Below are 16291 nucleotides of genomic sequence, written 5' to 3'. Positions count from 1 at the left end.
CTGTCTTTCAACTTTTAAATAACAACGGTTTAGCTATTTTCAATCTAATTTATATTTTTTGTGCACAGAACCTAGATATTGAGCTAATATTTTTGGCATACTGATATTTGCAGCTTTGGTATATTCAAGATATTTATTATTATCAGACATTTACTTTACATACTTCTTTTAACTAAATATAAAATCATTATTTATCAATATTGAGAGCTTATCAATATTTTTATTTAGTAATTATTAAGCTTATGATGTAGTTAAAGTATATTAATTAACAGGGTTTAAATTTACTGAAAAAATAATTTTTTTAGAGTATATGGAGTAAGAAATATAATACTTAATCTGGACTAGCACATCCAGGTATATCATGATAAGTTGAAGAGCTTGGAGATAATGCTCCTATCGTTTGTTTGCCATCTGAGACACTAACATAGTAGTTAAACCCGTTTTTTGATGTTGAGTCAGTACAGTGTTGCCATACAGCTCCTGTAACTACTTGTTCAAAAGTAGCTCTAGGAACTTCAGATGTAACTTTATATGTATAAACGCCAGCTGTTGTAGGACCTGATACCTTTGTTACAGTTGAATTTGTTATATCACTTGCAGCTACAGCTCCACATCCATACCATTTGTTACCATCATTTGTTTTCAAGTACTGGCAATGAGATCCATTATCTATTGCTGATATTGGAGAAACACTAACTTTATAGCCTTTGATTTCAGTTGGTGTATTTTTTGTTGTAAATGTTGCAGTTAATTTACAATTTGTTACTTTAGCTGGATCTGTAGGAATTGTTTTACAAGTATCTAATGAGCCAGAAATAACGGTTGGAGTATCTACACTTATGTTAGGCTTAGGCGGTTTCCCAGGATTTGTTTTAGGATACCCTTGCATATCATTAATAGTTACAGAGATTGTGCTACCACTAGCTAGAGTATTGTTAGTGAGAGTACCATCTTGAGCTAAGAAATCATCAAAAGCAAAGGTATATACTATAGGATATTTTTTATTAGCAGCTGTTGTTGATGCTGTACAAGATGATTTTGTAGCACTATCATAGCAAATTGAATGTATTACTTTAGAGTATTGGCTAAACCAAGGTCCTTTATTTTTTAATTGACCATTAGCAGAGTTAGCTTTATACAGAATATCCTTATTAGCATCAACAAGCTGGTTTAAAGATGATTTGCTTATAGCAGTATTTTCTATATTTGAGTTTGATACAGGTAGTAAGCCAGCAGAGAAAAGAGCTGATAAACCTTCTGCTATTAGACCTTTAGCTGGATGGTTATTTTGGATATCATCAGTAGTTTTATATACTTTTGGTAATATATTATTATTATCAAAAGGCCATTGTCCGGGACTAAAGAAGTCAAATGAACTAACGTAATCCATAGGTATGTATTCATCTTGTAATTTAGCTTGATCGCCTTTTGTAGGAGCTTTACATGTAGTTAGATCATTTATATTAGTACAAACTTTTGGTATAAACTTCCAACAACTACTACTATTCGCATAATCTCCGTATATTGGTTTACCTTGTCCGTCATAACTCGTTATTTGTTGACTACATTTACTATTACTTGAGATACCGTCAGCAAAATATACTGCATTTTCAAAAATATCTGTTTGAGGATATTTAGCACTATACAGTTGGCTTACGTCAAAAGCTAATTGATGTTTAGTTCCTTCATAGTAGCTGATTAGGTTTTTAATATAAAAAGAAGATCCACTAGGCGTAGTTATTGGATTTAATAAATAACTAGATCCTGTGGCAGGTGGTTTATTAGCCATATTCTTTATGGATCCAAGAGAGTTGTCAGCCCCGGTAGAAGTAGCTATTCCTGAAGGACTAATAATACGTATTGTAGATCCAGAGTTGTTAAATATTAAGCTTTTCCAAGTAGCCACACTTCCTGAAGAAACTCCGGCTGTAAAGTTTGTAGTTGCTTGAGTTATAATTTCTTTACGGCTCATTCCTAAAGGATATCCAGATTCTTTTAGACCTGTAGGCTTTATTGGTGAAGGATTTTGCATAGTTAAAGGTATGCTAAAGAAGTCTACACTTGTAGGATCTATATATAGTACACCGCTAGAATTGTAAGTAAGCTCAAATTTATCATAAACAACTTGAGACATGTAGTAATTACTATCGCTAGAGGATTTACTATAAAAAGGAGCATTTGTTGCAACGCCACCTAAAGGATGTCCAATAGAAATATAAATCCGTCCGGAAATAAAAGGTTTTGGAATCTTTACAGTAAAGCTACCACTATGACCTATATCTTTTCCATAATCTTGAAAGTAAGCTTTACTTAGTAGAGAGCCTTTTGTTAGGGTTCCATCATCTGCAACCTTATATATATTCGTACCATCGACAACTGTTATATATGTATCTTCTGAGATGTTAGAGTTATTTATTATCTTTAGAGGGTATGCATCAGAAGAAGTAGTTTTAGTCTCTACTATATTTGGAGAACTCTGAACAGAAGCTAGTTCTGGTTGTTTTATCTGATCTTGGCTTTCTGGTTGGGGGTAATTATTCTGTAAGTTTTTTGAATTTATTGAAGTTTCATTTTTATGGTTTGATCCACAGGATGCTAATAATATTGCTGATATTGCAATGGTTAATCTTAAAGGTATTTTTTTCATAAATGCTCCTTATGATTATGTCATATAAAAAATTATATGTATTCTCAGTTTAGCATTTTAATAAGAAAAAAAATGAATTTTATAGTCTATTTATAGAATAATTTTTAATTAAAAGTTTATAATAAATTAATTAGCAAAAATAATTTAAAAACATGTCTATATCTATAGTAGGAAGTGCAAATAGAGATCTTGTTGTAAAGGTTGATGAGCTTGCACAAAAAGGTCAAACAATTATAAGTCAGGATTATGAAGAGTTTTGTGGTGGTAAAGGTGCAAATCAAGCTGTAGCAGCAAGAAGGCTTGGTAAAAATGTAAATTTTATAACCAATATTGGCACAGATAGCTTTGGTGATAGGCTTTTAGAGTTTTATAAAAGTGTTGGTTTTGATACATCAACTATAAACCAAGATCCTAATAGTAATACAGGATTAGCTTTTATTTCTGTCGATAAACAAGGACAGAATATCATTAATGTGGTAATGGGAGCTAATGCTAAATTAGATGAAAAAACTATTGATAAATACTTACAAAATATACAGTCTTCGAAAATAGTTTTAACACAGTTAGAAACACCATTAAAAACGATTCAATACTTAGCTGATAAATTAACAAGCAAGCAAACGTTTATATTAAATCCAGCTCCAGCAAGAGAGTTACCAGAGGATCTATTACAAAAGGTAGATATCCTAACTCCCAATGAGACTGAGGCTTCTATTCTATCGGGGATAGAAGTTAAAGATGTCGAAACGGCTAAACAAGCGGCAAAAGAACTACACAAAAAAGGTGTAAAATTTGTGATAGTAACATTAGGTGAGAAAGGTGCTTTACTATCTAAGAATGCACAAGAGCAAAAGCTTTTTGCTACTAAGAAAGTTGATGTAGTTGATACAACTGCAGCAGGAGATACTTTTAATGGTGTCTTAGCATTTTGTTTAGATAAAGGTTTTTCTATAGAAAAGTCTATAGAAATAGCAAATATAGCTTCAGCCTTAGCTGTAACTGTAGCAGGAGCAGAAAACTCGGCACCAACTTTAGAAAAGTTAAATACTTATTTAGAAGAAAATATATAATAAATGGAGATTTAAGATGGTCGTATTACACTCATATGGTGTTGCAGTATTTTTTTGTATAGTCACTATGCTATGTTGGGGATCTTGGGCAAATACACAAAAACTTTCGACAAAAGAATGGCCTTTTCAACAGTATTACTGGGATTATGCGTTAGGAATTTTGATAATTTCTTTTATATTAGCTATAACAATGGGAAGTTTTGGTTCAGAAGGTAGATCTTTCTTTAGTGATATATCTCAAGCATCGCCAAAGAGCTTTTTCTATGCATTTATGGGAGGTGTTGTTTTTAATTTAGCTAATATACTTCTTGTTGCAGCTATTGATATAGCAGGAATGTCTGTGGCTTTTCCATTAGCTATAGGTTTAGCTTTGGTTATAGGTGTTATTACAAACTATATAGCAACTCCCTTAGGTCAACCTGTAGTGTTATTTTTAGGTGTCTTAAGTGTACTTGCCGCAATTATTATAGATGCAATTATATATAAGCGTATCTCTGATAATAAAAACAAAAATATGCTAAAAGGATTTATAGTTTCTATAATATCAGGTATTTTGATGGGCTTTTTCTATCCATTAGTAATAAAGTCAATATCTAGTGATTTTGTAACTCCTCAAGCAGGTTTAATGACACCTTATACAGCTAGTTTTATATTTGCATTAGGAATCTTTATATCAAACTTTGTTATCAATGGCTGGATGATTAAATTTCCTATCTCTGGTAAGAAGCTTAAGTTTAAAGATTACTTTTCACAAGGAACTCCTTGGTTGCATATCATAGGTATTTTAGGAGGAGTAATTTGGGGTATAGGTTCTTGTTTGAACTTTATAGCTTCTGGTATTGCTGGACCTTCTATATCTTATGGTTTAGGACAAGGAGCAACTATGATAGCAGCATTCTGGGGGGTGTTTATTTGGAAAGAGTTTGCCAAAGCTCCAAAAGGGACAAATAAACTAATAGTATTGATGTTTATAACCTATATTTTAGGTTTAACTTTAATTGTTTTAGCAAGGAATATTTAAAAGTTAGAAATTTCTAAATACATTAACAACTCTACCAATAATTTCAGCTTCGGAAGGTTGTTTTATTTCATCATTATTTTGAAAACCTGAATTAAGAGGCATCAAACATAGTTTTCCGTCTTCTATATATACAAGCTTAACTGTAGCACCATCTGAGTTTTTAGCTACGACAACTTTTCCAACTAGACTCATAATATTTATATCATTAGGATCTACAACGATAGTTTCTCCTTCATCTAAGGAGTATTTAGCATATTTTTTATCCAGTATTTGCTTATCATTATAGTCATAGTGCATACTATTACCTTTAACTTCTAGTAAAAAGCCATTTTTAGGTATCATATTTACAGGTAAGTTGATGTATCTTATCGGATCTATTTCATAAGATGAATCAGTAAATTCACCAGCTTGGACATATGATAATACAGGTACTCTAATAGACATATTACTCATATCTGATTCATCTATACCTAATATCTTCATTACTTCTAAATGCGTATCATATGCAGGGGAATTAACGCCAGCTACCCAATGTTTAATAGTTCTTTCACTTTTACCTAGGATTTCAGCTAATTCTTTTTGCTTCATGCCTATTTTTTTTAGGGTTGGTTTTAGATCTTTCGAATACTTAAACATAAACAATAACGGATTTTAGATTTTATACAATTATATGACTATTATTTGAAGCAATCAATAATCCAATAATAAAAAAGTGCAATTTATCTTCACTTTAATAAAAAATGTGATATATTTTAAACATAAAGTGAAATAATAAGGCACCAAAAAGTGGAGAAAGTAAATTTAAGCTATCTGAGAAGTTCTTTGATTAAATTTATTTTCTAAGTTTAAAAAAGTAATTTATAACAGAGGAGTTACTTATGCGTAGATATTGTGTGATTCAAGAAAATAATAAAGTAAAGAGATTATTATCAATAATAAAAACTCATTATAAAGCAGAATATGGAGACTCTTTAATACAAGAAGTTAATCTTAGTCATGTTATTAACAAAATCTATAACGATAATATAAAAAAATCAGTTAAAGATCTTTGGCAGGATTTAGAGCTTAAATTAGGTTATGAAATAAGACTATTAGAAGTTAATAGTAGAGTTAGTATTCTACATAAGTTTAATAAAAGAGCTAGAGACTTATGTTTTATAGTAAAGATTCGAGCAGATATAACATCAGAAGAGATTTTTGACTCTATATATAAAGCTTCTGAATATAAAGTAGTATTAAGAGCAGTAAAGGTATAGTTTTTGTGTTATTGGTTATTAACAGTAAAAATGCTTACAAAACTTTTATCTTGAGTATGATCACCAGTATCTGATGTATTTTTTGTATTGTCATCTTTTATATAATTATCCAAGGAAGCAGAGTATATTCTTAGTTTTTAATATTTCCTAATGTAATATAAACTACTCTTTAAAAGCTTTTAATAGTAAATCTGTAGTTGTCTTAATAAAGTCATTTTTTTCTAAGGTATTTTTATCAAGCTCATATGAAAGAGTAAATGGGGCAATTGTTGCTGCTGAAATAAATAAAATAATGTATTTAGCAGATAATTTTTTTGGCAATTGTCCAGTTTCTTGAAAAAATCTAACTTTTTCCTCTAGCTGGTCTAAAGAGGTAAGATTTTGTTGGTTTTTAATACCAGATAGTGAAGAGTTTTTTTCTAAGCGTTGCCAATCTAAAATTTTTAGCATCTCTGGATTACTTGCATGGATATTAAACCTGGCTTCGACTAGTTTTTCTACAAAGCTTTCAAAAGTATCTTGTTTGATACAGTCATTTATAGAAGAGAAGTTTTCTGGGTTTATTAAAGATTCTTTAACTGTTTTCCATAACTCAACTTTATTTGAGAAGTAATGATAAATTAGAGAACTTTGAACATTAGCTTTTTTAGCTATATCTCTAATAGATGTACCATTGAAACCATTTTCAAGAAATAGATGCTTAGCAGATTTAATAATCTTTTTTAGAGTATTGTTTTTTTTAGCTTTGGGTTCCATAAATTTAAGTTTTTATTTCTAGCTATAAAAAGTATATCAGAAAATTCATATCTTTTTCTATTGAACGATCGATCAAAATATTATATTATTGTTGATCAAATGTTCAATAAATTCATTTCGAAAGGTTCTTCTTATGAAATTAGTTAGAAAAAACCTATAGGTGCTGTAATGTTAACTATCTTTGCATTAACTTTAGGTTGTGGTTATTTTTTTGGGGCAATGATGTTTACACCATCTTTACCTGCAATAACGAATTATTTTGATACCAATTCGTCATTAGCTAGAATGACTGTATCTAGTTTTTTTATTACAATGTCTTTATCACAGCTTATATATGGTCCAGCATCTGATAAATATGGTAGAAAACCATTTATATTATCTGGAGGAGTGATATTTGCACTTGGGTCAGTACTATGTATTTTTTCACAATCTATTGTTTTTTTAATTTTAGCTAGGGCTATACAGGGGCTTGGTGCAGGAGCTTTAATTACTTTAGCAAGGACTCTTATTCAAGATTCTTTTAAAAAAGAGCACTTTTTAAAAGCAATAGCTTGGATGAGTATATTCTTTGCTATAGCTCCTGCTATATCACCTCTTTTTGGAGGTTTTTTGCAGTTACACTTTGGTTGGCAAAGTAGTTTTATTTTTATGTTTGTTTTTTCTATAATTTTATTTGTTGCAGTAATATTTTTACTACCTGAAACTAATAAAGATAAGAATCCAAATGCAATGGATATTAAGCATTTAGTTAATAACTACTTAACTGTAGCTAGAAATAAAATGTTTTGGGCCTATATGATTTTCATTATTGCAGGTTTTTCAGGAGGTGTTTGCTTTGATGTGATTGGTTCATTTGTATTAATTAATAATTATCATTTAACTGCGGTAGATTTTGGAATAATTTCAACATCATTAATGACTATGATGGTTGTTGCACGTTTTTTATCTTCAATGATATTACTTAAATATATGACACGAGAGAAAGTTATTTTATCAAACCTATTTATTATGTTTGGCTCATCTTTGGTATTAGTCATTTTAAATTTATTATGTTTGATTAATTTAGTAAATTTTATATTTATACTTGTAATATTTTTCTTAGCAAGTGGTGTGGTTATGCCAATCTCAGCAGCTAATGCATTAAGTCTCTTTGAAAATATAAAAGGCGTTGCGAGTGCTTTTTTTGGTGCTACGCAGATGGGAGGTCTTTTTCTAGTAAGTATTATAGCATCTAGTATGAGCCCATCTATTAGTTTTATGCTAAGTATATTATGTGTATTATCTCTTATTAGTTTAGTTATTGGGGTTAAAATATTTTATAGTAAGAGTATCTTTAAATTTAAAAGAAATACCGCTGAGCTTAAAATAAATGTTCCACGCCAACCGGAAATATACACAAGAAAAGATCCTAGAGATGGAGCTACTGATATTGTAACTCCAGCAATCATAGTTAAATAACCTCTTAGCCTTGTAGCTATAGGACCATCATGTAGATCCCTAATAATAGCATGCATAACTACAAAACATGAAGCTCCAACTGCCTGTAATATTCTGAAAGCAATAAGTTCCCCAAAGCCATCTGCTAACCCACATAAAAACGTTGATATAGTAGCTAGAAATAATCCAATAATTAAAATTGGTTTTCTTCCATACTTATCAGATAAAGGCCTTACGATTAATTGTGAAATAGCAAAAGTGATCGAAAATATCGTAAAAGTCCAGCTAATTGCTGTACTACTAACATTTAGTGATTTAATTTGTCCAGGAATTCCTGGTAAATATATATCTAAAGTAAATATCCCTGATATTGCAAAACATGTAAGGATAAATCTAAGCATGGTTCTCCCTTGTGGGTATAAAATAGTTATGCGGCTATGTGTGAGATTGAGAAATCTTCTTTAACATCCAGGAAACTATATACTGGTGGAGGCGGCGGGATTTGAACCCGCGTCCACAAACTCTCCGTCCTTGGCTCTACATGCTTAGGCTAATCTATTTGAGTTTAGCTTAGCTATTCCCCAATTAGCCAGGGTAATAGTTAGCGAGTCTGTTAAATACAGCCTTAACTCCCAGACAAAAAGCAAAGACCGTCTTATGCGGAATATGAACGGATGTAAAGATAGCGTCATAAGAAAGGCTATCATATCCGTGCGCATCTAGGTTCTTAAGCTAGACTAGGCAGCTTTAGCAACAGCAGCAAAGTTGCTGTCGTTAGCCGCTACGCGGTTTGCTTTTTTATTGCCAGTTATTATCGGCATTTGTACTGTTATTAACGAGGTTACGGTACTTCCTCGGCATGCACCTTAGATTTTGACATTCATGTCGAAACCATATTCGCCCCCATTAGGGTGGATACAATTTATCTCTTATTTGGCTAAATGTCAAATTTATATGATTAGAATAAAACGTAGATAGCTGAAGAAAGCGCTATAACTCCTACAGCAAGGATGAAAATATCAGCTAGTAGATTTTTGTAAGTCTTTAGGTATTTGATTTTATAAATACTATATATAGGCATAATAAATAATATAACAGCTAGTACTAGACCACCAATACTTGAGATCATATCTAAAATATTAGGGTTTAAATACGCAACAAGCCAACATAATAAGAATACAACGGTAAGAGTTATAGGTTTTATGTTTTCTTCCTTTATTCTATTTTTTGTTATTTTACAAACGATACCATCTATACCTTCTTTTGAGCCTAAGTAGTGACCAAAAAATGATTTACTCATAGCAATTAGAGCTATTAAAGGAGCTATGTATTTTAATAAAGGATTATTAAAATGGTCTGCTAAAAATGAAAGGATAGAAACATTTTGTTGTTTTGCTAATGCTAGATCGTCAGGTCTTAGTGTTAGCATTGAACTAAAGACAAATATTACTACTGTGACAATCATTAAAATATTACTAAAAGCAATAATTCTAGAAGCTTTATCATCAGCATCTTGCTTATATTTTCTCTTTGTATAAACAGCTAATGAAGAAATAATAGGCGAGTGATTAAAAGAAAAAATAAGCACAGGCATAATTATCCAAATAGCTAATATAACTCCTGAGAATGAGTGGTTATGCTCAAAACTAGTATAAAGTATAGAAAGGTTCCAATAGCGTATCATCCATATAGATAAGGCTACTAAGGCAATGATAAATGGAAAAACCAAAAAGCTCATAACCCTTATAATAAGCTTCTGACCAAAATTAATGATAAACATAAGAGCTGCAATAGTTAAGAAGCTCAGAAGAAGTCTGTTTGGAACTTCGCAGTGTATTTGGTGTGAGCAAAAATTTGCAAGTGTATTTGTAATACCAACACTATAAACAAGTAATATAGGCAGTATTGCAAATAGATATAAAATATTGAAAAGTATACCACCAATCTTACCAAAATAATCATCAGCCACAACTGTGATATCAGAGCTTGTGTTTGGGTTTGATATTACAAACCTGCATAGAGCTCTGTGAGATAAAAAAACCATAGGAAATATAACGAGTAAAACAATACAAACCGGAACTACTCCTGAGATACCTGTTTGGATAGGTAAAAATAATACACCTGCACCGATAGCTGTACCAAACAAGCTCAATGACCACATTAAGTCTTCATTTCTTTTCATACTAAATTTAAGGTAAAAGTTATATAAACTTATCTAATTATTGAAAAATAATTAATAGACTTTAATGTAAAGTCAGGTTTTTGTCAAAAGATAGATGAAAAAATTAAAGAATTATGTTTGAGATTTTAATAGGCAAAAAAGTAATGACATTCTAATAGGTATACTATATCTAACCTGCTCAAAATATTTAGCACAACTAAGTTCATCTATAGATCTGTCCATTTCATCAACTCTTGGTAGAGGGTGAAGAATTATAAAATCACTTTCAGTTGAGATATGCTTTCTATCAAGATAGCAAAGATCTTTATTCTTTAGATAGCTTTCTTCATTAGGGAATCTTTCTCTTTGGACTCTAGTTACATAAAGTACATCTAAATCCTTCAAAGCTTCAGAGCTTACTTCTTCTAGTTCATTAAAAGAGTTGCCATTCTCTTTAACAAAACTTCTAAGTTTTTCAGGGATTTGTAACTCTTTTGATGATATAAACTTAAATGAAGCGTTATATTTAGCTAGAATATTTGTTAATGAATGAACAGTACGACCATACTTTAGATCGCCAATAAAACCTATTTTTAGATTATCAAGAGAGCCTTTCTCGGAGTAAATAGTGTATAAATCAACCAGAGATTGAGTAGGGTGTTCATTATCACCATCACCAGCATTTATAACGGGTGACTCTACATATCTAGAAAACTCTTCAACACTGTGAGGTTTAGGATGACGCATAACTATAATATCTGCGTATTGATCCATCATTCGACCGGTATCATCAAGAGTTTCACCTTTTTGCGTAGAGCTTGAGGAGCCATTTTCTAGTGAGATAACTTTTCCTCCAAGTCTATTCATGGCTGACTCAAATGAGAATCTAGTTCTAGTACTTGGCTCAAAAAATAAAGATGCTAAAATTTTATTTTCTAGATCTTTTATAGGCTCTGATTTAGCTAATTTATCTTTATAGATATCAGCCTGGTGAAAAAGGTTTGATAGGTCATTTTTATTAATTTGATCACCGCGCAGAAGCTTTTTAAATGATAGCACTTTAAATCCTCCCAGAATGCTGTCATTCTACGGCTTGACCGTAGAATCTATTATTAAGTAATGTCTTCACCCACACATGGTACGAAGGAGTGATAGTCGTAGACTGACGGGGTATTTTAGTCTAACTATTAATCCACTCTTTTACAGTTTTAACACTAAAGGAGTTATCAATAGCTTTCATATCTTTTGCTGCAGCTGCAAAAGCTTCAAAAGCACCAGCTGTTGTTACATAAGGAACTCTACTCATAATAGCAGATCTTCTTAGAGCTAAACTGATATTTAACTCTTGTCTAACTGAAGTGTTAACAAGTAGGTCAATCTCGCCGTCTTCGATAGCATTGATCGTACTATGTACTTGATCATTGCCAATATTATCAGAAGCCTTATCAAAGAATTTACATTCAATACCATTTTCGCTTAGGAAGCGTTCAGTACCTTTTGTAGCAAAGATATTAAAGCCTAATCCAATAAGCTCTTTAACAGGTTCAACTATCCTAGGCTTATCAGCATCACTTACAGATATTAGGATATTTCCTTTTAGAGGAAGCTTATTAAAAGCCATTTCTTGAGCTTTGTAGAATGCTACACCAAAAGTTCTATCTATACCCATTGCTTCACCAGTAGATTTCATTTCAGGGCCTAAGTAACAATCTACATCTTCAAATCTACCAAATGGGAATACTGCTTCTTTTACGGAGAAATGTCTCGGTATTGGGTTATTTAGTATAAAATCAGAGAGTTTTTTACCAATCATAAGTTTAGTAGCTATATTAGCAATACTATTACCTGTAGCTTTTGCAACAAATGGCACTGTTCTTGAAGCTCTAGGGTTTACCTCAATCACAAAAAGTTCACCATTTTGATAAGCAAATTGAACATTCATAAGACCAGTTACATCTAGTTCTCTAGCTAATTTGATAGTTGCTTGTTTGACTTCTTCAATTTGATCATCACTAAGTGATCTAGTAGGTATAGAGCAAGCAGAATCTCCTGAGTGGATACCTGCTTCTTCAATATGCTCCATAATACCTGCTACAAATACGCGATCACCACCATCAGCAAGTGCATCAACATCTAGCTCAATAGCATTCTCAAGGAACTTATCAATCAGGATTGGCCCTTCAAGAATACACTTAGCATTTGTTTCAATATAAGAGTTTAGCTCCTCTTGAGAGTGAACTATTTCCATAGCTCTACCACCTAGTACATTAGATGGTCTAACAACTACAGGGTAACCAACTTTGCTAATATTTTTCTTTAGCTCATTAATGGTGTATGCGATAGTGTTTAGAGGCTGTTTTAGTCCAACATTATCTAGTAGTTCTTTAAATCTCTCTCTATCTTCTGCTAGATCGATTTTATCAGGGTCTGTACCTAATATAGGGATATTATTCTCATGAAGGGCGGATACTAGTTTTAGTGGGGTTTGACCTCCGAATTGTACGATCACCCCAAGTACTTCGCCTTTGCGCATTTCATTTTTGATGATGTTTAAAACGTTCTCAGCGCATAGAGGCTCAAAGTATAACTTATCAGAAGTATCATAATCTGTAGAGACTGTCTCAGGGTTACAGTTGATCATGATTGTTTCGATGCCTTCTTCTTTAAGTGATTTTGCTGCATGAACACAAGCATAATCAAACTCAATACCTTGACCAATACGGTTTGGGCCACCGCCTAGGATTATGACTTTTTTGTTATCTGATATATCAGACTCACAATCGCGGACAATCTCTTCGTAGCAGTAATGCTCATAAGTTGAGTATAAATAAGAAGATTTTGATTCAAATTCAGCAGCACAAGTATCTACACGTTTAAAAGTAGGGTAGATCTCTTTACCAAATCTAAAGTTTCTAATATATCTCTCCGTCCTGCCAACAAGCTCTGCAATTTTAGCATCTGAGAAACCAATGTTTTTATAGTATGAAAACTCTTCTTTACTATTTGGTAAGCCAGATTTTTTAAGAGTTTCTTCTGCAGCAACTATATTAGTAATCTGCTCGATAAACCATGGGTCTATCTTACAAGCATCATGGATATCTTTTTCACTGATACCATATCTAAGCGCTTGAGCAACTCTTAAGATACGCATAGGAGATAGCTCTTTTAATGACTCTAGAATTACTGCCTTGTTTTGATAGAAAGACTTCTCTTCATCATATCCCGGGATTTCAACTTGATCTAAACCTGTTAGACCTGTCTCAAGTGAAACTAGAGCTTTTTGTAAGCTTTCAGAGAATGATCTACCTATTGCCATAGCTTCACCAACAGATTTCATTTGTGAAGATAAGTTTGCTTTAGTAGTTGGGAATTTCTCAAATGTAAAGCGTGGGATCTTTGTAACTATATAATCAATAGTAGGCTCAAATGAAGCTGGTGTAACCTTTGTAATGTCATTATCAATCTCATCAAGAGTATAGCCAACTGCCAGTCTAGCAGCTACTTTTGCGATAGGATAACCTGTAGCTTTTGATGCTAGTGCTGATGATCTAGATACTCTTGGGTTCATCTCAATAACTACTAACTTACCATCTTTAGGGTTTACAGCAAACTGAACATTTGAACCACCAGTCTCAACCCCAATCTCTCTAAGTACAGCAATCGAAGCATCACGCATTATTTGATATTCTTTATCTGTCAAAGTCAAAGCTGGTGCTACCGTGATACTATCACCAGTATGGATTCCCATAGGGTCAATATTCTCTATTGAACATACAATGATTGAGTTATCAGCTTTATCGCGGATTACTTCCATTTCGTATTCTTTCCAACCTAAGATAGATTCATCAATTAGTACTTCATTAGTTGGCGATAGACTTAAACCATTTTTAACGATACTCTCAAACTCTTGTTTGGTATTAGCGATACCGCCACCACTACCACCAAGAGTAAATGATGGTCTAATAATTGCAGGTAAGCCAATATCTTCTAAAGCATCATAAGCCTGCTCCATAGTTTGTACCACAACATTTCTAGGAACTTCTAGACCAATTTTTGCCATTGCTTTGTTAAACCTTTCTCTATTTTCTGCTTTATCAATAGAGTCAGCCTTTGCACCAAGCATTTCGACATTGTATTTTTCTAAAGTACCTTCTGCATCTAATGCTAGAGCACAGTTAAGAGCTGTTTGACCGCCAACTGTAGGTAAGATAGCGTCAGGTTTTTCTCTAGCTATAATTTTGCCAACACTCTCTGCTGTAATTGGTTCGATAAAAATTTTATCAGCAGTTGTTGGGTCAGTCATAATTGTTGCAGGATTTGAATTGACTAGAAATACTGTATAGCCATCTTCCTTTAAAACCTTACATGCTTGAGTTCCTGAGTAGTCAAATTCACAGGCCTGACCAATAACAATTGGTCCAGCACCTAAAACCAAAATACTTTTTATATCTGTTCTCTTTGGCATCTTACTAATTCCCTTTCTTACTTTCTGCTATCATTTCAGCGAATTCATTAAATAAATACTTACAGTCATGAGGTCCTGGTGAGCTTTCTGGGTGATATTGCACTGCAAAAGCCGGTCTGTCTGTAAATCTGATACCCTCAACAGTACCATCAAATAGTGAACTCATGTGAATTTGGATATTATCTGGAGCCGTATCATCACACACGACGAAACCATGGTTTTGGCTTGTGATAAGAACTCTTTTGGTATTTGCATCTAACACAGGTTGGTTGACACCACGATGACCTTTGTGCATTTTTTTAGTCTTTAGGCCTGCTGCTAGAGCCAGTAGCTGGTTACCTAGGCAGATACCAAATATTGGCATCTTACTTTCAAGAAGTCTTTTGATAACAGGCATAGTATAGTCAGAAGTAGCAAATGGATCCCCAGGACCATTTGATAAAAATACTCCATCAGGATTATGTTTTATAATATCCTCATAAGTACTATCAGCAGGTACTACTGTTACTTTAAATCCAGCATCTACAAGGTTTCTTAGGATATTGTATTTAACGCCATAATCGATAACTACGACATTGTATTTGTAGTTTTCTTGATGTTTATAAACTCTTTGTCCTAGTGAAAAAGTATGCTCATTCCAATCATACTCTCTATTTGTTGTGACACTTATTGCTAAGTCTCTACCACTTAGGTTTGATTTATTTTTAATTCTTGATCTGACATAATTAGCATCAAGAAACTCACCTGGTTTTACAGATAGTATCGCAACCCTTACAGCACCTTCTTTACGTACTTTACGTACGATTGCACGAGTATCAACACCACATATGCCAACGATGTTTCTATTTTTAAGCCATGTATCAATATGCTTTTTTGATCTAAAGTTTGAAGGACTAGTTAGGTTTTCTCTAACAATTAACCCCTTCGCAAATACGCCTAGTGATTCGTTATCTTCATTATTTATCCCAACATTACCTATATGAGGGAAGGTAAATGTGATAATCTGTCCTGCATATGATGGATCTGTTAGAGTCTCTTGGTAGCCTGTCATCGACGTGTTAAAACAAATTTCGCCGTCAGTCCAACCACGAACACCTATTGATCTTCCTAGATAATAAGTACCATCTGGGAATACCAATATCGCATTAGTCATATCATTAGCTAATATCATAAAACAACCTTACTGTGATGAGTGAGAATTAAAGAAAAAAAGTGTCTGAAAAATTTTTTTATCATTTACTTCTTATAAAGTTAATAGACAAATTGAAAGTATTCTAGGCATTCGATTACTAGATGTAAAGAGTGTTTTTTTAACTTTTGCATAAATTAGTTTTTAGGGTAGTTTTAAAGCTATTTTTATATTAGAATTGATTTTTACCTCTTAAGTTTTGTGCTGTAAAAGTTATGCGAAATTATTCAGCAAAACCTTTTATTTTCAGTGCTTTCAGGGATTTATCTAAGTTGGCTCTGACTTTAGA

Annotated in this window: 11 protein-coding genes, 1 other RNA gene and 1 pseudogene; 4 read left to right on the top strand and 9 right to left on the bottom strand. The window is 32.5% G+C overall.

Features of this window, described 5'->3' with window-relative positions; all coding sequences use genetic code 11:
* Positions 1-331 precede the first annotated feature (331 nt).
* Positions 332-2647, bottom strand: a complete 2316-nt coding sequence (locus AB8E56_RS03265; protein WP_329477920.1) for a beta-1,3-glucanase family protein — start codon at positions 2645-2647, stop codon at positions 332-334.
* 152 nt (positions 2648-2799) lie between these two features.
* Between AB8E56_RS03265 and rbsK the strand changes: the two genes are divergently transcribed.
* Entirely contained in the window at positions 2800-3717 is a 918-nt protein-coding gene (gene rbsK, locus AB8E56_RS03260) for a ribokinase (protein ID WP_329477918.1), read from the top strand.
* Positions 3718-3733: 16 nt separating this feature from the next.
* A complete protein-coding gene (locus AB8E56_RS03255; protein ID WP_329477916.1) occupies positions 3734-4738 on the top strand; it encodes a GRP family sugar transporter in 1005 nt (334 codons plus the stop codon).
* Positions 4739-4741: 3 nt separating this feature from the next.
* Here the strand turns inward: AB8E56_RS03255 and AB8E56_RS03250 are convergent, their stop codons facing one another.
* Positions 4742-5374 carry a S24 family peptidase gene (locus AB8E56_RS03250; RefSeq protein WP_329477913.1) on the bottom strand — a complete coding sequence of 211 codons (633 nt, stop codon included), beginning with the start codon at positions 5372-5374 and terminating at the stop codon, positions 4742-4744.
* A 242-nt stretch (positions 5375-5616) separates the two neighbouring features.
* Between AB8E56_RS03250 and AB8E56_RS03245 the strand changes: the two genes are divergently transcribed.
* Positions 5617-5994 carry a normocyte binding protein 2b gene (locus tag AB8E56_RS03245; protein ID WP_329477911.1) on the top strand — a complete coding sequence of 126 codons (378 nt, stop codon included), beginning with the start codon at positions 5617-5619 and terminating at the stop codon, positions 5992-5994.
* A 162-nt stretch (positions 5995-6156) separates the two neighbouring features.
* Here the strand turns inward: AB8E56_RS03245 and AB8E56_RS03240 are convergent, their stop codons facing one another.
* Positions 6157-6750 (bottom strand): TetR family transcriptional regulator, encoded by a 594-nt coding sequence (locus tag AB8E56_RS03240; protein WP_329477909.1) that lies wholly within the window; start codon positions 6748-6750, stop codon positions 6157-6159.
* 168 nt (positions 6751-6918) lie between these two features.
* On the opposite strand from AB8E56_RS03240, the pseudogene AB8E56_RS03235 reads away from it, so the two are divergent.
* Positions 6919-8046, top strand: a pseudogene (locus tag AB8E56_RS03235) (Bcr/CflA family efflux MFS transporter); the annotation flags it as partial.
* A gap of 20 nt (positions 8047-8066) precedes the next feature.
* Here the strand turns inward: AB8E56_RS03235 and AB8E56_RS03230 are convergent.
* The 6 genes from AB8E56_RS03230 to carA form a co-directional block, all read right to left on the bottom strand.
* Complete coding sequence (locus AB8E56_RS03230) at positions 8067-8588, bottom strand: MFS transporter (protein WP_329477907.1); 522 nt, start codon at positions 8586-8588, stop codon at positions 8067-8069.
* A gap of 83 nt (positions 8589-8671) precedes the next feature.
* Positions 8672-9092: a transfer-messenger RNA gene (ssrA, locus tag AB8E56_RS03225) on the bottom strand.
* A 53-nt stretch (positions 9093-9145) separates the two neighbouring features.
* The gene (locus AB8E56_RS03220) at positions 9146-10369 is read right to left on the bottom strand and encodes an aromatic amino acid transport family protein (protein ID WP_329477905.1); all 1224 of its coding nucleotides are present in this window, start codon (positions 10367-10369) and stop codon (positions 9146-9148) included.
* A gap of 111 nt (positions 10370-10480) precedes the next feature.
* Positions 10481-11407: an aspartate carbamoyltransferase gene (gene pyrB / locus AB8E56_RS03215; protein ID WP_329477903.1), complete on the bottom strand. Its 927-nt coding sequence runs from the start codon at positions 11405-11407 to the stop codon at positions 10481-10483.
* A gap of 121 nt (positions 11408-11528) precedes the next feature.
* A complete protein-coding gene (carB, locus tag AB8E56_RS03210; RefSeq protein ID WP_329477901.1) occupies positions 11529-14813 on the bottom strand; it encodes a carbamoyl-phosphate synthase large subunit in 3285 nt (1094 codons plus the stop codon).
* A gap of 4 nt (positions 14814-14817) precedes the next feature.
* The gene (gene carA, locus AB8E56_RS03205) at positions 14818-15984 is read right to left on the bottom strand and encodes a glutamine-hydrolyzing carbamoyl-phosphate synthase small subunit (RefSeq protein WP_329477899.1); all 1167 of its coding nucleotides are present in this window, start codon (positions 15982-15984) and stop codon (positions 14818-14820) included.
* Positions 15985-16291 lie beyond the last annotated feature (307 nt).

It is taken from the genome of Francisella sp. 19X1-34, assembly GCF_041102755.1.
GTDB lineage: Bacteria > Pseudomonadota > Gammaproteobacteria > Francisellales > Francisellaceae > Francisella.
Note: the sequence above shows the minus strand (reverse complement) of the source record. Positions and strands in the feature narration are given on the sequence as shown.